General features: G+C 71.2%; 17 protein-coding genes. 13 read left to right on the plus strand and 4 right to left on the minus strand.

The features are described from left to right. Positions 1 to 18: 18 nt before the first annotated feature. The 8 genes from hpt to ACTMMA_RS08745 all read left to right on the plus strand — a co-directional run bounded on the left by hpt (position 19) and on the right by ACTMMA_RS08745 (position 8279). The gene (hpt, locus tag ACTMMA_RS08710) at positions 19 to 570 is read left to right on the plus strand and encodes a hypoxanthine phosphoribosyltransferase (protein ID WP_441189727.1); all 552 of its coding nucleotides are present in this window, start codon (positions 19 to 21) and stop codon (positions 568 to 570) included. 147 nt (positions 571 to 717) lie between these two features. After that, complete coding sequence (gene ftsH / locus ACTMMA_RS08715) at positions 718 to 2757, plus strand: ATP-dependent zinc metalloprotease FtsH (RefSeq protein WP_441189728.1); 2040 nt, start codon at positions 718 to 720, stop codon at positions 2755 to 2757. Positions 2758 to 2776: 19 nt separating this feature from the next. Continuing rightward, positions 2777 to 3388, plus strand: coding sequence for a GTP cyclohydrolase I FolE (gene folE, locus ACTMMA_RS08720; protein ID WP_441189812.1), 612 nt, complete (start codon positions 2777 to 2779; stop codon positions 3386 to 3388). Between the two features lie 2 nt (positions 3389 to 3390). Beyond that, positions 3391 to 4260 carry a dihydropteroate synthase gene (gene folP, locus ACTMMA_RS08725; protein ID WP_441189729.1) on the plus strand — a complete coding sequence of 290 codons (870 nt, stop codon included), beginning with the start codon at positions 3391 to 3393 and terminating at the stop codon, positions 4258 to 4260. Next, on the plus strand, positions 4250 to 5158 hold the full coding sequence (folB, locus tag ACTMMA_RS08730) for a dihydroneopterin aldolase (RefSeq protein WP_441189730.1): 909 nt from the start codon (positions 4250 to 4252) through the stop codon (positions 5156 to 5158). Before folP ends, folB begins: the two co-directional genes overlap by 11 nt. Beyond that, positions 5155 to 5661, plus strand: coding sequence for a DUF3180 family protein (locus ACTMMA_RS08735; RefSeq protein WP_441189731.1), 507 nt, complete (start codon positions 5155 to 5157; stop codon positions 5659 to 5661). Before folB ends, ACTMMA_RS08735 begins: the two co-directional genes overlap by 4 nt. A 94-nt stretch (positions 5662 to 5755) precedes the next feature. Next, positions 5756 to 6982 carry a methyltransferase domain-containing protein gene (locus tag ACTMMA_RS08740; RefSeq protein WP_441189732.1) on the plus strand — a complete coding sequence of 409 codons (1227 nt, stop codon included), beginning with the start codon at positions 5756 to 5758 and terminating at the stop codon, positions 6980 to 6982. Between the two features lie 649 nt (positions 6983 to 7631). After that, positions 7632 to 8279 carry a hypothetical protein gene (locus tag ACTMMA_RS08745; protein WP_441189733.1) on the plus strand — a complete coding sequence of 216 codons (648 nt, stop codon included), beginning with the start codon at positions 7632 to 7634 and terminating at the stop codon, positions 8277 to 8279. A gap of 43 nt (positions 8280 to 8322) precedes the next feature. On the opposite strand, the gene ACTMMA_RS08750 is transcribed toward ACTMMA_RS08745, so the two are convergent. Together ACTMMA_RS08750 and ACTMMA_RS08755 are read right to left on the minus strand one after the other, a co-directional pair. Continuing rightward, positions 8323 to 9426, minus strand: a complete 1104-nt coding sequence (locus tag ACTMMA_RS08750; RefSeq protein WP_441189813.1) for an NADH-quinone oxidoreductase subunit D — start codon at positions 9424 to 9426, stop codon at positions 8323 to 8325. Between the two features lie 59 nt (positions 9427 to 9485). Beyond that, on the minus strand, positions 9486 to 10454 hold the full coding sequence (locus ACTMMA_RS08755; RefSeq protein ID WP_441189734.1) for an SAM-dependent methyltransferase: 969 nt from the start codon (positions 10452 to 10454) through the stop codon (positions 9486 to 9488). 169 nt (positions 10455 to 10623) lie between these two features. Between ACTMMA_RS08755 and ACTMMA_RS08760 the strand changes: the two genes are divergently transcribed. From ACTMMA_RS08760 to ACTMMA_RS08780, 5 genes are all read left to right on the plus strand, one after another. After that, positions 10624 to 12306 (plus strand): AlkA N-terminal domain-containing protein, encoded by a 1683-nt coding sequence (locus ACTMMA_RS08760; protein ID WP_441189735.1) that lies wholly within the window; start codon positions 10624 to 10626, stop codon positions 12304 to 12306. Continuing rightward, positions 12303 to 12806 carry a methylated-DNA--[protein]-cysteine S-methyltransferase gene (locus ACTMMA_RS08765; RefSeq protein WP_441189736.1) on the plus strand — a complete coding sequence of 168 codons (504 nt, stop codon included), beginning with the start codon at positions 12303 to 12305 and terminating at the stop codon, positions 12804 to 12806. The genes ACTMMA_RS08760 and ACTMMA_RS08765 overlap by 4 nt, the downstream gene beginning before the upstream one ends. A 72-nt stretch (positions 12807 to 12878) precedes the next feature. After that, positions 12879 to 14345: a lysine--tRNA ligase gene (gene lysS / locus ACTMMA_RS08770; protein ID WP_441189814.1), complete on the plus strand. Its 1467-nt coding sequence runs from the start codon at positions 12879 to 12881 to the stop codon at positions 14343 to 14345. After that, positions 14345 to 14572 carry a hypothetical protein gene (locus ACTMMA_RS08775; protein ID WP_441189737.1) on the plus strand — a complete coding sequence of 76 codons (228 nt, stop codon included), beginning with the start codon at positions 14345 to 14347 and terminating at the stop codon, positions 14570 to 14572. Before lysS ends, ACTMMA_RS08775 begins: the two co-directional genes overlap by 1 nt. Positions 14573 to 14824: 252 nt before the next feature. Then, complete coding sequence (locus ACTMMA_RS08780; RefSeq protein ID WP_441189738.1) at positions 14825 to 15148, plus strand: histone-like nucleoid-structuring protein Lsr2; 324 nt, start codon at positions 14825 to 14827, stop codon at positions 15146 to 15148. A gap of 70 nt (positions 15149 to 15218) precedes the next feature. On the opposite strand, the gene ligD (ACTMMA_RS08785) is transcribed toward ACTMMA_RS08780, so the two are convergent. Beyond that, the gene (ligD, locus tag ACTMMA_RS08785; protein WP_441189739.1) at positions 15219 to 16052 is read right to left on the minus strand and encodes a non-homologous end-joining DNA ligase; all 834 of its coding nucleotides are present in this window, start codon (positions 16050 to 16052) and stop codon (positions 15219 to 15221) included. 11 nt (positions 16053 to 16063) lie between these two features. Beyond that, positions 16064 to 17053 carry a non-homologous end-joining DNA ligase gene (ligD, locus tag ACTMMA_RS08790; RefSeq protein WP_441189740.1) on the minus strand — a complete coding sequence of 330 codons (990 nt, stop codon included), beginning with the start codon at positions 17051 to 17053 and terminating at the stop codon, positions 16064 to 16066. Positions 17054 to 17064: the final 11 nt, after the last annotated feature.

Raw genomic sequence — 17064 nt, forward strand, 5'->3', positions numbered from 1 at the left:
ACGATCCGAGGAGCGCGCGTGGACGCCGAGCACATGGGTGACAAGCTGCTGAACGTTCTGTTCACCGAGGAGCAGATCCAGCACCGGCTGGCCGAGCTGGCCCAGGAGGTGTGGGAGGACTACAAGGACAAGGACGTGCTGCTCGTCGGCGTCCTCAAGGGCGCGGTCCTGGTCATGGCCGACTTCATGCGGGCCCTGCCCGGCAGCGCGCCGATCGACTTCCTGGCCGTCTCCAGCTATGGCTCGGGCACCAAGTCCAGCGGCGTCGTGCGCATCCTCAAGGACCTCGACACCGACATCACCGGCCGGCACGTGCTCATCGTCGAGGACATCATCGACTCCGGCCTGACCCTGTCCTGGATCAAGACCAACCTGGAGTCCCGCGGCCCCGCCTCGGTCGAGATCTGCACCCTGCTGCGCAAGCCGGAGGCGGCCAAGGTCGAGATCGACGTGAAGTACGTCGGCTACGACATCCCGCCGGCCTTCGTGGTCGGTTACGGCCTCGACTACGACGAGCACTACCGCAACCTGCGGGTCATCGGCACGCTCGCGCCGCACGTCTACAGCTGACCTGCGAGGGCCGTCCACGTCCGCCCGGCACGGCGGACGTGGAACACTGGCCTCCTGCCGCGCGTTGTCGGCAGCAGACCCCGACCTTCCCGAACGAGCAGGAGGACCGGGGCGAGCACCGCGGTGCAAGCCCCGAACGCGCCAGACATGAGCACCGCCAAACCGCGGCCCAAGGCCAAGCCCCGTCCCTGGATCTGGCTCTTCCTGATCCTGGGTATGGCGATCTTGTGGTTCTCGATCCTCAACCCGAGCGAGTACAGCCGCATCTCCACCGCCGACGCCCTGCGCCTGGTCACCTCAGACAAGGTGGCCGAGGCGACGATCACCAACGACCGCATGGACCTGACCCTCAAGGAGGGTGAGACCTTCTCCAGCGACGAGGTGCGGGAGACGAGCAAGGTCCAGGCCTACTACGTCGACGCCCGCGGCGACCAGGTGATCGAGGCCTTCGAGGCGCACCCGCCGAGCGTGAGCTACGACGACGACACCTCGGGCCCCAACTTCTTCATGACGATGCTGGCGAGCTTCCTGCCGCTGCTGCTCATCCTGGGTCTGTTCCTGTGGTTGATGACGCGCATGCAGGGCGGCAGCCGCGGGGTCATGCAGTTCGGCAAGTCCAAGGCCAAGCTGGCCACCAAGGACATGCCCAAGGTGACCTTCGCCGACGTGGCCGGCGCGGACGAGGCCGTCGAGGAGCTGCACGAGATCAAGGAGTTCCTCTCCGAACCGCGCAAGTTCCTCGAGGTCGGCGCCAAGATCCCCAAGGGCGTGCTGCTCTACGGCCCGCCCGGCACCGGTAAGACCCTGCTGGCCCGCGCGGTGGCCGGCGAGGCCGGGGTGCCCTTCTACTCGATCTCCGGCTCGGACTTCGTCGAGATGTTCGTCGGTGTCGGTGCCTCCCGCGTGCGCGACCTCTTCGAGCAGGCCAAGGAGAACGCCCCCGCGATCATCTTCGTCGACGAGATCGACGCCGTCGGTCGCCACCGTGGCGCCGGGCTCGGCGGCGGTCACGACGAGCGCGAGCAGACCCTGAACCAGCTGCTGGTCGAGATGGACGGCTTCGACGTGAAGTCCAATGTCATCCTCATCGCGGCCACCAACCGGCCCGACATCCTGGACCCGGCGCTGCTGCGGCCGGGCCGGTTCGACCGGCAGATCGCCGTGGAGGCCCCCGACATGCTCGGGCGCCTGCACATCCTGCAGGTGCACGGCAAGGGCAAGCCGCTGGCGCCGGACGTGGACCTGATGGCGATCGCCCGCCGCACCCCCGGCTTCTCCGGCGCCGACCTGGCCAACGTCCTCAACGAGGCCGCGCTGCTGGCGGCCCGGCAGAACGAGAAGATCATCGACGACCACGACCTGGACGAGGCGATCGACCGGGTCATGGCCGGCCCGCAGAAGCGGACCCGGGTGATGAGCGCCAAGGAGAAGAAGATCACCGCCTATCACGAGGGTGGTCACGCGCTGGTCGCCGCGGCGATGAACCACACCGATCCGGTGAGCAAGGTAACGATCCTGCCGCGCGGCCGGGCGCTGGGCTACACGATGGTGCTGCCCGCCGACGACAAGTACTCCACGACCCGCAACGAGCTGCTCGACCAGCTCGCCTACGCCCTCGGAGGACGCGTGGCCGAGGAGCTGGTCTTCCACGACCCGACCACCGGCGCGGCCAACGACATCGAGAAGGCCACCGCGCTGGCCCGCAAGATGGTCACCCAGTTCGGGATGTCCGAGCGGGTCGGTGCGGTCAAGCTCGGCTCGGGCAACTCCGAGGTCTTCCTCGGCCGCGACATGGGCCACGAGCGCGACTACTCCGAGAACCTCGCCGGCGTCGTCGACCAGGAGGTGCGCCGGCTCATCGAGGCCGCTCACGACGAGGCCTGGCACGCCCTCAACGACAACCGCGAGATCCTCGACGCGCTGGTCCTGGAGCTGCTGGAGAAGGAGACCCTCAACGCCGCCGCGATAGCCGAGATCTTCAAGGACGTGCGCAAGCGCCCGGTCCGACCGGTCTGGCTCTCCAGCGACGCCCGGACCGTGCACACCGAGGGACCGGTCCTGACCGAGGCCGAGAAGCGGGCCATGGCCAACGGCCACAACCCGCTCGAGGACGACGGCGAGGAGCACCCGCCGGCCCAGGTCATCCAGGTGCCGGAGGGCGGCCGTGTCGACCCCGGGCACCACTGACCCGCGCACCGGGGACGAGCTGGTCCCCGGCGAGCCGGACCCCAGCCTGGTGCCCGGCGCGGTCGACCACGCCCGCATCGAGGCCGCGGTGCGGGAGATCCTCCTGGCCGTCGGCGAGGACCCGGACCGGGACGGGCTGCTCGACACCCCCGCCCGGGTCGCCCGCTCCTACGCCGAGATCTTCTCCGGCCTGAGCCAGGACCCCAGCGACGTGCTGGGCACCACCTTCGACGTCGACCACGACGAGATGATCCTGGTCAAGGACATCGAGATGTTCAGCGTCTGCGAGCACCACCTGGTGCCCTTCCACGGCGTCGCCCACGTGGGCTACATCCCCGGCCTGGACGGCCGCGTCGTCGGCCTGTCCAAGCTCGCGCGGCTGGTCGACGTCTACGCCCGCCGCCCGCAGGTGCAGGAGCGGCTCACCACCCAGATCGCCGACGCGCTGGAGGCTCACATCGCCCCTCGCGGCGTCATCGTCGTGGTCGAGGCCGAGCACCTGTGCATGTCGATGCGCGGCATCCGCCGTCCGGGGGCCCGGACCATCACCTCGGCCGTCCGCGGTGGGCTGCGCAACCCGGCCACCCGCGCAGAGGCGATGAGCCTGATGACGGCGGGCAGGAGCAGCTGAGCGTGCCCGCGAGCGTCGCCGACCTCCTCGCCCCGGGTCCCACCCGGATCATGGGCATCGTCAACGTCACGCCCGACTCCTTCAGCGACGGCGGCCGGTGGATCGACCCGGCGGTGGCGGTGCGCCGCGGCCGGGAGATGGCCGCCGAGGGCGCCGACCTCATCGACGTCGGGGGCGAGTCGACCCGTCCGGGGAGCCGCCGCCCCGACGAGCAGGAGGAGCTCGACCGGGTGCTGCCCGTCGTGGCCGCCCTGGCCGACGAGGGACTCGTGGTCTCGGTGGACACCATGCGCGCCGAGGTCGCCCGCCAGACCCTCGAGGCTGGAGCCGCGATCATCAACGACGTCTCCGGCGGCCAGGCCGACCCGGACATGCCTGCGGTCATCGCCGCCACCGGGGCGCCGTTCGTCCTCATGCACTGGCGGGGACTGCTCACCGACCCGCACGAGCAGCCGCACTACGACGACGTGACGGCCGAGGTATGCCGCGAGCTCACCGATCGCGTGGACGCTCTCCTGGGTGCCGGGGTAGCCCGGGAGCAGATCATCCTCGATCCGGGCTTCGGCTTCTCCAAGGACGCGGGGCACAACTGGACGCTCCTCTCCCGGCTGGACCGCGTCATGGCGCTGGGCCTGCCCGTCCTGGTCGGCACCTCCCGTAAGCGCTTCCTGGGCCGGCTGCCCGCGCGGCCCGGGGTGACCGTGGCACCCGACGCGGCGCCCACCGAGCCGGTGGACCGGGACGTCGCGACCGCCGCGACCAGCCTGCTCGCCGCGCAGGCGGGGGCCTGGGCGGTCCGGGTCCACGACGTCGCCGCGACCCGCGAGGCGCTCGGTGTCTGGCAGATGGTGCGGGGTGCCGATGCGCGCTGACCGCAGCACCGACGAGATCCGGCTCCTCGGCGTCGCCGCCCGGGGCCACCACGGGGTCCTCGACTTCGAGAAGCGCGACGGCCAGGACTTCGTCGTCGACGTCGTCATGACCGTCGACCTGGCCGAGGCCGGGCGCACCGACGACCTGTCCGCCACGGTCAACTACGCGGAGGTGGCCGCCGACGTCGTCGAGGTCGTCACCGGCCCCTCCTTCGACCTCATCGAGAAGGTCGCCGCCGTCATCGCCGACCGCGTGCTCGCCCGCCCCCTGGTCCAGGCCGTCGAGGTGACCGTGCACAAGCCGCAGGCCCCCGTGGGGGTGCCCTTCTCCGACGTCCAGGTGGTGGTGCGCCGCGAGCGGGACGTGCCGGTCGTCATCGCCCTCGGCGCCAACCTGGAGGGCGAGGACGGTGCCGACCCGGCCGCGACGGTGCGCGCCGCGGGCCACCGCCTGCGCCGGATCCGCGGGCTGCGCGCCGTCCGCGTCTCGCCCCTGCACGGCAGCGCGCCCGTCGGCGGGGAGCTGGTCGAGGGCCAGCCCGACTACGTCAACGCCGTCGCCGTGGCCCGCACGCGCCTGACCCCGGCTGCTCTGCTGGCCGCCCTGCACCGCGTCGAGGAGGACTTCGGCCGCACCCGCGAGGTCCGCTGGGGCGCCCGCACCCTCGATCTGGACCTGATCCAGTACGGCGACCCCGCCGACGGCACCGACGTGGTCAGCGAGGACCCGTCCCTGCTGCTGCCCCACCCACGTGCCCACGAGCGGGCCTTCGTGCTGCGCCCCTGGCTGGCGGTCGACCCCGCGGCCACGCTGCGCACGGGGGAGGGGAGCACCCCGGTGCGTGACCTCATACCCTCCGTCGCCGACCAGGACGTGCACCCGCTGGAGCCGCGATGAACCTGACCCAGGGCGTCCGGCCCGGCGTGGCGGTCGTCACCGCCGTGCTGGTGGGGATGGCCGGCCTACTGCTCCTCCTGCTGCTGCGGAGCACTGGCGGGTCGGTGCCGCAGCTGATCTGGCTGGGGGTCGTCCCGCTGGTGGCGATGATCGCGCTGGTGCTCGTGCTGTCGTGGCAGGTGCGCCGGTACGTGAGCGGGAAGGGCTCGCCTGCCAACCGGCCTAGCCCCCAGCGGGCCCGCGGCACCCTCGTGGGCGCGCAGGCGGCGGCGCTGGGCGGGGCGGCGCTGGTCGGCTGGTATGCCGCGCATGTCCTCCTCCACCTCCCGCTGGTGGACGTCCCGAGCCAGCGCGGGCAGTTGCTGTGGGCGCTGGTGCACGCCGTGCTGGCGGCGGCGCTGTCGGTCGCCGGCTTCGTCGGGCAGCACTGGTGCCGGATCCCGCCCGGTGAGGACGACGACGAGGACGGGACGGTCAAGGACGGCGGCCTGGCCTACGGGTGAGGCCTACATCCGGTCCAACTCCTTGACCACGCGGGCCGGGTTGCCCACGGCGTCGTGGCGTTGAACTCGTCCGCCAGCTCCTAGATTGAGACCCATGCCAGCAGCTGCGCGCGCCCACCGCTCGGAGAAGGTCGTCTGCTACATCGTCCGCGACGACCACCTCCTGGTCTTCACCCACCGCGACTACCCGATGGAGCAGACGGGGGTGCAGGTGCCGGCCGGGACGCTGGACCCGGGGGAGGACGCCGTCGCCGGTGCCCTGCGGGAGGCCATCGAGGAGAGCGGGCTGACCGGGCTGCGGGTCGTGGCGCTGCTGGGGGAGGACGAGTACGACATCGCGCCGGTACGCGACGAGGTCCTGCACCGGCGGTTCTTCCTGCTGGAGGTGGACGAGGTGGCGGGGGACGAGAACGCCGGAGGTCTCGAGGTGGCGGGGGGCGAGCTGGAGCCTCGGCTCGACCTGACCGCCCGGTGGGAGCACCGGGACCCCGACCCGAGCGGGGGTGGCGAGGCGCCGAGGTGGGAGTGCTTCTGGATGCCCCTGGAGTGGGGGCACGTGCTGTCCTGCGGGCAGGGGCGCTTCGTCGGGGTGGCGGCCGACCTGGTTACGGAGCGGAAGGGGCGCCCTGACGGGGGCCGAGCGGGTCCCGTGGCCGCTGCCGCGCCGCCGCCAGCCGGGCACCACGTGCGCACTGTGCCGGTGGAGCCAGAGCCGGGCCGACGGCCGACCACCTTCTGGCCCGGGCTGGAGGACCCGGACCATAGCCATGCCTATGTCCAGCGCTTCCGGGTGATGCCGGCCCGGGGAGAAGACCTCGAAGGGGAGTCCCGGCTGGTGGACGTGCTGGCGCCCCGGCATGCCCACCTGCTGGACGCCGGCTGCGGCCCGGGTCGGCACGGCGGCCACCTCGCGCGGCTGGGGCACCGGGTGGTCGGTGTGGACCTCGACCCGGTGCTCATCGACGCTGCGGGTCAGGACCCCCCCGGGGCGACCTGGCTCGTCGGCGACCTCGTCGAGCTCGACCTGCCCTCGCAGGGGATCACCGAGCCCTTCGACGGCGTGCTCCTGGCCGGCAATGTGATGGACTTCCTCACGCCAGAGGTGCGTGGGGAGGCGCTGCGCCGGATCGCGGGACACCTGGCAGCGGACGGCTTCGTCGTGGTCGGCTGCCGCGTGACCCGCGGCTTCACCCCGGCTGAGCTGGACGCGCTGCTCCCCGAGGTGGGCCTGACCCTGGAGCAGCGCTTCGCCACCTGGGACCTGCGGCCGTGGGAGACCACCTCCGGCTTCGCCGTGAGCGTCCTGCGGAAGGGCTCCTGACGTCGCCCCGGCGTGGTCGTGGAGATGCCGACGAAGACGGACCCTCGACACAGGTGCTACTCCGGGATGACTGGCGGCATCGGCCCCTGACCGTCCCACACATTGCTCTTCAGCGACACTCAACGCACCTCACCAAACCCGCCCGGCGGATTCTCAATGACTTTGTCAAGCCGTTCTGGGCAGCTCTTTTCGGGATGGCGGAGTGAGTTCGAAAGGCCGGTTGTCGCGTAGCAGCGCCCGGACGCAACAGCAGACGCTCGACGAGTGCTTGACTAGACCGCTGGGGGGGGTAGGCTCCTGAGGAGTCAAACGAAGGCTCTCACTGTGGAGGCATCATGACAATTCGGTCGAAGATGTTAGGCGCGGTCATGGGTACTCTGTTGACCCTGAGTGCCACGCAACCGGTGCATGCAGCCGATTACGAACAGCCTGCGGGTGGCATGTCGTGCATAGGTGCGATGTCGCATATGCGAACCTCTAGCACGAACTACACGGCCCATTACCGAAACTCAACTGATCTCGTCGCGTCGTGGTGGAACGGGCGGTCGCCGCAGCAGCGTAAGAGCCTCCATCCCGCGAGAGTGAGCAGCCTTGTCATCGTCGGGTTTGATGGGCCCTACACTGCCAAGTTGGAGTGGTGGTCCAAGGGATGCGGCGAGGGATCCTAGTCTTCGTCGGCCCTGAGCGCCGGGTCCTGTTGGCCGTCGTCAGCGCGATGGCCTTGAGTTCATGCGCAGCTGGACAACCATCGCCTAAGTCTCCGGACATCACCGACGTCTCTGAGCGCATCAGTTATCAGGGCTATGCCGACGACGCCTGGGAACGGGTCGTGGCCATCTTTCCCGAGTCCACGCGCCCGGTCGTGGACACTGTGGACACGATCTCCCCAGACGACTGGGCCAAGGTCCAGTCGACCTGCCTTCAGGAACAGGGTTTCCCGGTCAAGGCCATGCTAGATGGAGGATTGTTCTTCGGGGACGTCCATCCCGATCAAGGGCAGGCGTTGCACGTGGCCATGTATGTGTGCGAGGTTCGATTTCCCATCGATGCGAAATACCTCACCCCGTTGGACGACGAAGAGATAGAACGCATCTTTCAGTACCAAACGGGTCCGTTGACCGAGTGTCTGGAAGCGCGTGGACACCGGGTGCCCGAACCACCCTCGTTCGAGCGCTTCTCGGCAGAGTTGCTCAACGGATCCCTCCAGTGGTCTGCCTACGGGGACGTGAGAGTCCCTCACCAGGAGTGGCTCGAGCTCAACGAGGCTTGCCCACAGGTGCCTCCCTACGGCCCCTGAGACCCAGCAGGTCTTATCGGTCGTGGGCCGACGGGGCCCGCACCTACTTGTCGATATCGCCGACGACGAAGAACATCGACCCCAGGATCGCGACCATGTCGGCCACGACGGTGCCGGGCAGCATCTCGCGGAGCACCTGCACGTTGTTGAAGGACGCCGAGCGCAGCTTGAGGCGGTGCGGGGCCTTGTCCCCGCGGCTGACGAGGTAGTAGCCGTTGAGGCCGAGCGGGTTCTCGCCGTGGAAGTAGTGCTCGCCCTCGGGCACCTTGAGGACCTTGGGCAGCTTGGTGTCGTAGGGGCCGGGGCCGATCTCGCGCAGCCGCTCGGTGCAGGCGCGGGCGAGATCGAGGGAGACGTGCACCTGCTCGGCCAGCACCTCCAGCCGGGAGAGGCAGTCGCCGGCCTCGCGGGTGACGACCTGCCCCGGGCCGCCGTCGGTGAAGAGCTCGCCGTAGGCCAGGTAGGGCTCGTCGCGGCGCAGGTCGAGGTCCAGCCCGGACGCTCGCGCGATCGGCCCGGACACGCCATAGGCCAGCACCTGCTCGAGCGGGAGCATCCCGACGCCGCGGGTGCGGGCGGTGACGATCTCGTTGCCGATGAGCATCGACTCCAGCTCGGGCATCCGGGAGCGGACCTTCTCGACCGCCGCGTCGACCCGGTCCAGCCACCCGTCGGGCAGGTCGTGGAGCAGCCCGCCGACGCGGGTGCACATGTAGTGCATCCGGCCGCCGCTGAACTCCTCCATCACCGCCTGCAGCTCCTCGCGCTCGCGGAAGCTGTAGAACATCGGGGTGATCGCGCCCAGCTCCAACGGGTAGGAGCCCAGGAACATCAGGTGGTTGAGCACCCGGCTGAGCTCGGAGAGCAGCGTGCGCGTCCAGGTCGCCCGCTCGGGCACCTCCATGCCCAGCAGGTGCTCGGCCGCCAGGGCGACGCCGACCTCGTTGTTGAAGGCCGAGAGCCAGTCGTGACGGTTGGCCAGGACGATGATCTGGCGGTAGTCGCGGACCTCGAAGAGCTTCTCCGCACCGCGATGCATGTAGCCGATGATCGGCTCGGCCGCGACGATCTGCTCGCCGTCGACGGTGATGCGCAGGCGCAGGACGCCGTGGGTCGCCGGGTGCTGCGGGCCGATGTTCAGCACCATCTCGGTGGTGCTCAGGCCGCCGACGCCTGAGCCCAGGGAGACATCGAGATCGCGGGTGGTCACCGGCCCAGCCTAGCGATGTGGGCCACGGCCCAGCGGAACTCGCCGAGCCCGGGCCAGGCGGTCAACGCGTTCAGCGCGGCGCGTTGGGAAAGGGCTTCCAGGTATGCGGTGGGTCGGGTCGTGGCGAGCTCGTGCGGCACCGGGGAGGTCGGCTCCCCGAGCAGGGTGAACAGCCAGTCGCGCTGGGCCATCATGTCCACGGTCACGTCGTCGGGGTAGTCGCTCATGAGGCTGTCGAAGGCGACGTGGGCGGTCAGGTCGCAGGTCCCGTCGGGCACGGGGTCGACCTGGCGCCCGTCGCGGTAGCCGGTGAGCGTGCCGTGCGCCGGTCGGGTGCCCCGCATGTTGCCGTAGTCGACCACGACCACGACCCCGGTGCGGACCCGGTCCAGCAGGTCGAGCCAGGCGAGATCGCGGGTCCTGCCGACCTCGACCCGCTTCGCCCCCCTGGGCGCGAAGCTTTTCACCCAGTGCAGGTCGGGCCCGGTCAACCACCGGCCATGCTCCTCGGTGCCGTCGCGCGCGACGGTGACCACACGCCATACACCGTTGTCGTCGGTCTCCACGATCGGCGTCGGCACGACGTCGAGCCACTCGTGGGCGAGCACGAGGGTGGCCCGGAGGTCGACCAGCTCCTCGGGCAGCCCGGCGCCGCCGGGGGAGACGAGCCAGGCGTCGACGTCGAGGTCCGCCGGGCGGGGGACGATGTCGACGCCGGTGAGGTGCAGCTCGGGCGCCAGCTCGCGCAGGTGCCGCAGCAGCTCGCCCCGTCCGCAGCCGAGGTCCACCACGCGGGTGCAGTGGCGAGAGCGTGCGAGCTTCGCGATGGCACGGGCCAGCACCCGGCCGCCCCCGGGGATGCCCTGGGCGGAGGTGGCGAAGTGGTCGGCGGGCGCGGTCCGTCGGTAGAAGCCCTCCGCCCCGTAGAGCGCCTCGTGCCAGGCCTCGTCCCAGGGGATGTGCATGCGGCCTAGCCTGCCAGCAACCACGGGGCGCGCTCGGTGGGGTGTGGAAGAACCACGGGGCGCGCTCGGTCGGTGGTGGGGCAACCACCCGACGCTCTCGGTGGGGCGGGGGGAGGCGATGTCGTTTTTCTGCTAGCCGCGGTGGGGTGGGGTGGCGCACGATGGGGGCATGACCACGACGGCGCTCCCGGCGCACACCGACCACGCCGCCTGCGCGGCGGCGGTGCGCAGCCGGGACCCGCGCTTCGACGGGTGCTTCTTCACGGCCGTGCTCACGACGGGGATCTACTGCCGCCCCAGCTGCCCCGCCATGACGCCCAGGACGGAGCACATGACCTTCTACCCGACGGCCGCCGCGGCGCAGGGCGCGGGATTCCGGGCCTGCAAGCGGTGCCGTCCCGACGCGACGCCGGGCTCGCCGGAGTGGCACGTGCGCGGCGACGTCGTGGCCCGGGCGATGCGGCTGGTCGACGACGGCGTCGTCGAGCGCGAAGGAGTCCCGGGGCTGGCCGCCAGGCTGGGCTACTCCACCCGCCAGCTCCAGCGCCTCACCGTCGCCGAGCTCGGTGCGCCGCCGCTTGGCCTGGCCCGCGCCCGCCGCGCGCAGACGGCCCGCATCCTCATCGAGACCACGACGATGCCGATGGCCGACATCGCCTTCGCCGCCGGCTTCGCCAGCATCCGCTCCTTCAACGACACCGTGCGCTCGGTCTTTGCGAGCGCGCCGCTGGAGCTGCGGGACAAGGCCGTGCGTCGACGGCAGTCGGCACCCGGGCCGGGGCTGGCACCCGGGCCGGGGCGGGCGTCCGGGCCGGCGCAGGCACCCGGTTCGGGGCCGGCGGCCGGGCCGGGGCTGGCCGAGGGGACGGCGTCGGCCCAGGGGACGGCGTCGGAGAGCGCTCCCGTGAGCATCGAGCTGAGACTGCCGCTGCGCCCGCCGCTGCACGCGCCGAGCCTGTTCGGTCACCTCGTCGCCACCGCGGTCCCGGGCGTGGAGGCGTGGTCCGGTGGACGGTTCCACCTCGCGCTGCGTCTGCCGCACGGGCAGGGCACCGCTCACCTCGCGCCGCCCGAGGGGTCGGCTCCTGGCACGGTGCGGGCCACCCTGCGACTCACCGATCTGCGGGATCTCACCGCGGCCATCGGGCGGTGCCGCGCCCTGCTCGACCTGGACGCCGACCCCGTCGCGGTCCACGCCCACCTCGCCGGCGAACCGGCACTCCTGCCCCTGCTCGCGGCCCACCCCGGCGTGCGGATCCCAGGGGCCAGCGACGCCCACGACCTCGCCCTGCGGGTCGTCCTGGGCCAGCAGATCTCCACCGCCCGTGCCGCCGACCTCGGCGCCCGCCTGGCCCTCACCCTCGGTGACCCGCTCCCCGAGGCGTTGCGGACCGCCGGGCTCACCCACCGCTTCCCGACGGTCGATGCGGTCGCCGGGGCCGCCGACGACGACTTCCCGGGGATGCCCGGCAGCCGACGCAAGGCCCTCCGCGCGCTGGCCGGGGCGCTCGCCGACGGCTCCCTCGTCCTCGACCCCGGCGCCGACCGGCCCGAGGCCCGCGCCGGACTCCTCGCCCTGCCCGGGATCGGCCCCTGGACCGCCGAGATGATCCTGCTCCGCGGCCTCGGCGACCCCGACGCCTGGCCCGGCTCCGATCTCGGGGTCCGGTATGCGGCACGCGACGCCGGTCTCCCGGACGCCCCGGCCGCGCTGGGCCGCCGTGCCGAGACCTGGCGACCCTGGCGCGGCTACGCCGCCTCCCTGCTGTGGGCCTCCTCGAGCCACGAGGCCAGCGGCCGCCTGCTGGGGCTGGACCAACCCTCGCCACCGCATACCGAGAAGGACGCATGAGCACCCACCACGCCACCATCGACAGCCCCGTCGGCCCCCTGCGGATCGTCAGCGACGGCGACCACCTGACCGGGGTGTTCTTCGCCGAGCACCGGCACGCGCCGGACGACCTCGGGCAGGAGGTGCCGCTCGAGGAGGCGGCGCAGGTGCTGCGGGACACCGCGACCCAGCTGGGGGAGTACTTCGCCGGGGGACGGACGGACTTCGACCTGCCCCTGTCCGCCGCGGGCACCGACTTCCAGCGCCGGGTGTGGGCGGCCCTGGGGGAGATCCCCTACGGGACCACCTGGTCCTACGGCCGGCTCGCCGAGGTGATCGGGCAGCCGGGCGCCTCCCGGGCCGTCGGGCTGGCCAACGGCCGCAACCCGATCTCGATCGTGGTGCCCTGCCACCGGGTGGTCGGGTCGACCGGCGCGATCACCGGCTACGGCGGAGGGGTCGAGCGCAAGCAGGTCCTGCTGGACCTGGAGCGCTCGCGGGCGGAGGGCGTCCTCTTCTGATCCGCCAGATACCCTGGTGGGGTGACTGACACCCCCACCACCCCGACCCCCGAGGCCGACGTCCCCGAGCAGATGCGGGTGCGACGCGGCAAGCGGGAGGCCATGCTGGCCGAGGGTGTGGAGCCGTATGCGGCCACCGTGCCGGTGACCCACACCATCGCCGAGGTGCGCGAGCAGTGGTCTCACCTCGAGACGGGGGAGGAGACCCAGGACGTCGTCGGCGTGGCCGGGCGGGTCATCTTCGTGCGCAACACCGGCAAGCTCTGCTTCGCCACCCTCCAGGCCGGCGACGGCACCCGGCTGCAGGCGATGGTCTCCCTGGCCGAGGTCGGCGAGGAGGCGCTGGCGCGCTGGAAGTCCTGGGTCGACCTGGGCGACCACGTCTTCGTCCACGGCCGCGTGATCTCCTCGCGGCGCGGGGAGCTGTCGGTGATGGCAGACGAGTGGTCCATGGTCTCCAAGGCGCTGCGGCCGCTGCCGGTCCTGCACAAGGACCTCTCCGAGGAGCAGCGGGTCCGGCAGCGCTATGTCGACCTGATCCTGCGCCAGGAGGCACGGGACATGGTCCGCACCAAGGCCACCGTGCTGCGCTCGATCCGGACCACGCTGGACTCCCTGGGATTTGTCGAGATCGAGACCCCGATCCTGAATCTGGTCCACGGCGGCGCCGCGGCCCGACCGTTCACCACGCACCTGAATGCTTTCGATATCGATATGTCGTTGCGCATCGCCACCGAGCTCTACCTCAAGCGGGCCGTGGTCGGGGGCGTGGAAAAGGTCTACGAGATCGGGCGGACATTCCGCAACGAGGGCATCGACTCCACCCACAGTGCCGAGTTCACGATGCTGGAGTTCTACGAGGCCTATGGAGACCAGTTCTCGGCCGCCGAGCGCACCCGGCAGATCATCCTCGATGCCGCAGAGGCGACCGGCGCGGGACTGCAGCTGACCGATTACAAGGGCCAGGAGATCGACCTTTCCGGTGAATGGCGCTGGCTGCCGATCGTCGATGCCGTGGGCGAGGCGCTCGGTGCCGAGATCACCGCAGGTGAGGACGAGGCCAATGTCGCCCGGCTCCGCGAGCTGGCGCAGGCCAAGGAGATCGCGCTGCAGCCGCACTGGGGCGCCGGCGAGATCATCCTGGAGGTCTTCGAGCAGCTCATCGAGGACACTCTCGTGCAGCCCACCTTCGTCTGCGACTACCCGGAGTCGGTCCGCCCGCTGGCCCGCAGCCACCGCAGCAAGCCCGGGCTGGTCGAGGCCTGGGACCTGATCATCGGCGGCGTCGAGCTCGCCCCGAGCTATACCGAGCTGGTCGACCCCGTGATCCAGCGTGAGCGGCTCACGATCCAGTCCCGGCTGGCCGCAGGCGGCGACCCCGAGGCGATGTCCCTGGACGAGGACTTCCTGCGGGCGCTGGAGTACGCCGCACCGCCCATGGGTGGCACCGGCCTAGGTGTGGACCGCCTGGTCATGCTGCTCACCGGCGCCGGCATCCGCGAGACCATCCTGTTCCCCCTGCTCAAGCCGGAGGCGTGATGAGCAACTTTCTCGGTGAGGCCTGGTGGTTCCTCTCGGCCCTGATCCCCTCGATCGGGCTGCTCTTCCTCTTCTGGGTGATCCTCAAGCACATCCTGGAGGGCGACCGCCGCGAGCGCGCCGCCCTGCGCGAGTGGGAGGCTGCCCAGGACCGCGAGGCCGCTGCGCGCGGGCGCGAGGAGAAGGCTGCGGAGGCGTCCTCCGCACCCTCCCCGGAAAAGCCCTGACGGCCGTCGTTCGACGAGTCGTTTCGTTCCCACCGGAGCGGATAAATGCACCGGGTCGGGCACGGCAGACGCGTGGAGCCTGGCTGGAATTCGGGCCCAATTGAGGGCTCGATCGAGAAAGTCCCACGCAATTTCCATCGGTGGGGTGAGCGATAATGTGCGCCCGCACGCGTTATTGCGATATTCTCTCCGAGTCGGACGGGGACCCGGACGGCACCGAACAATGGATCAGGAGACACAGTGGTTCAGCGTGTGCAGATCATCCTGGAGGATGACATGAATGGTGGCGAGGCCACCGAGACGGTTGAGTTCGCTCTTGACGGCGTGAGCTACGAGATCGACCTGAACGACGAGAATGCCGCCAAGCTCCGCAACGAGATGGCTGGCTGGATCGCCAACGCGCGCCGCGCCGGGGGGCGTCGTCAGACCCGTCGCCGGGCTTCCGGCGGTGGCTCTGCGGCAAAGTCCGACGAGCTGGCCAAGATGCGTGAGTGGGGTCGCGCCAACGGTTTCAAGGTGAGCGCCCGCGGTCGTGTGTCGCAGGAGCTGCAGGACGCCTACGCGGCGGCCAACTGACGGCACGCAGCACCTGATCGGGTCGGCCCAATCCCTGGGGGCCGACCCGATCGCCGTCTCCGGACGGGCGTCAGACCTCGTCGATCGTCAGCTGTGTCAGCTCGAGATCCCCGGCGGCGGCCGCCTCGACGTCCTCCCACTCGCGGGGCAGGGCCACCTGGGGGCGCTCCCGGCCGCGCAGCGACCAGGGGCAGATCGTCGTCTTGGCCGCATTGTTCTGGCTCCAGTCCAGGAAGACCTTGCCCGGTCGCAGCGCCTTGGTCATCTTGGCGGTCACCAGGTCCGGGTGGGTCGCGGCCAGCTGCTCGGCCAGCGACCTGGCCACCTGGCTCACCTCGTCCGAGCTGCGCGTCCCCTCCAGGTCGCCGTAGAGCTGCATCCCCTTGGACCCGCTCGTCACCGGCCGGGTCGCCAGCCCCACGCCCTCGAGCCGTTCGCGCACCATGAGCGCCACCCGCGCGCACTCGGCCAGCCCGGCGCCCGGCCCGGGGTCCAGGTCGATCACGAGGCGGTCGGGCGGCAGTGGCTCCCCGTCCTCGTCGACCCGCCACTGCGGCACGTGCAGCTCCAGGCTGCCGAGGTTGACCAGGTAGACCAGCGCCGCCAGATCGGTCACCAGCGGGAAGGTCAGGGTGTCGCGCCCCTTGGACGAGCCCGGCGTCGGCACGGTGACCCGCGGCAGCCAGGAGGGTGCTCCGGAGGGCAGGTTCTTCTCGAAGAAGTGCGGCTTGTGCACGCCCTCGGGGAAACGGATCCGGGTCACCGGACGGTCGGCCAGCTCGGGCAGGATCTGGTCGGCGTGCGAGACGTAGTAGCTGAGCACCTCGCCCTTGGTCGTGCCCGTCGCCGGGAAGAGCACCTTGTCCAGGTTGCTCACCTTCAGCGTCCGGTCGCCCACGCTCACGCTCTGGCTCGTCACGACAGCTCCAGCAGGTCCATCGGGGTCAGGTCGACGCGCACGCACTGGTAGGACGGCTGCCGCAGCCGCCCGACCCCGGGCGTGATCCCCAGCGACGCCACGTCGATGACCACCTCGGGCGCCAGCCAGGTGGAGCCGTGCGCCTCCGCGTGGGGGATCTTCTCCGCGAAGGGGTATGCGGTGCGCGGCACCTCCTCCAGCCGCGCGGCCAGGGCGGCACCGGCCTTCCCCGCCAGGCCGCTGCCGACCCGGCCCAGATAGCTCAGGCGAGGTCGACCCTCGGGGTCGAGCAACGGCATACCCTCCTCGTCGGTGGCGGGCAGGCCCACGTGGACGGCGCCGAGGCGACCCACGGTCCCCGTCTGGGGCTTCCATCCACCGATCACGACGCTCATCGTGTCGCGGTGGGGGAACTTGAGCCAGTCGGCCGACCTCGTGCCCTCTTGGTAGGTGGCCGAGCGGCGCTTGCTGATCACGCCCTCCAGGCCCTGCTCGGCGGTGGCGGCGACCAGCCGGGCCCCGTCGTCGTAGACGGGGGAGAGCTGCACGGCGGGGACGTCGGCGTCCTCGAGCAGGTCCTCCAGGGCCGACCGGCGCACCGACCAGGGCAGCGAGGTGAGGTCGGTGCCCTCGAGCCGCAGCAGGTCGAAGGCCAGGTAGGTCGCCGGCCGGGTCGTGCGCAGCTGCTCGGCGGCCCGGGCGGAGGTGGTGTGCACGCGGTCGACGACGTGGCTGAAGGAGGGGCGCCCGCCGATCATCGCCACGGCCTCCCCGTCGAGCAGCAGGTCGCCGGCGATCCGGGTCAGACCGGCGAGCTCGGGGAAGGCGACGGCGATGTCGCGCTGCCCACGGGTGAGCAGGCGCACCCGGCCCTCACGGACGTCGGCGAGCAGCCGGATGCCGTCCCACTTGATCTCGTGGGCCCAGCCCGGGCCCGCCGGCGGACCGGTCCGGGAGTCGCCGGGAGTGGCGAGCATGGGGCGCATGGGTCCATCCT

Source organism: Ornithinimicrobium panacihumi, from assembly GCF_052073805.1.
Classification (GTDB): Bacteria; Actinomycetota; Actinomycetes; order Actinomycetales; family Dermatophilaceae; genus Ornithinicoccus; species Ornithinicoccus panacihumi.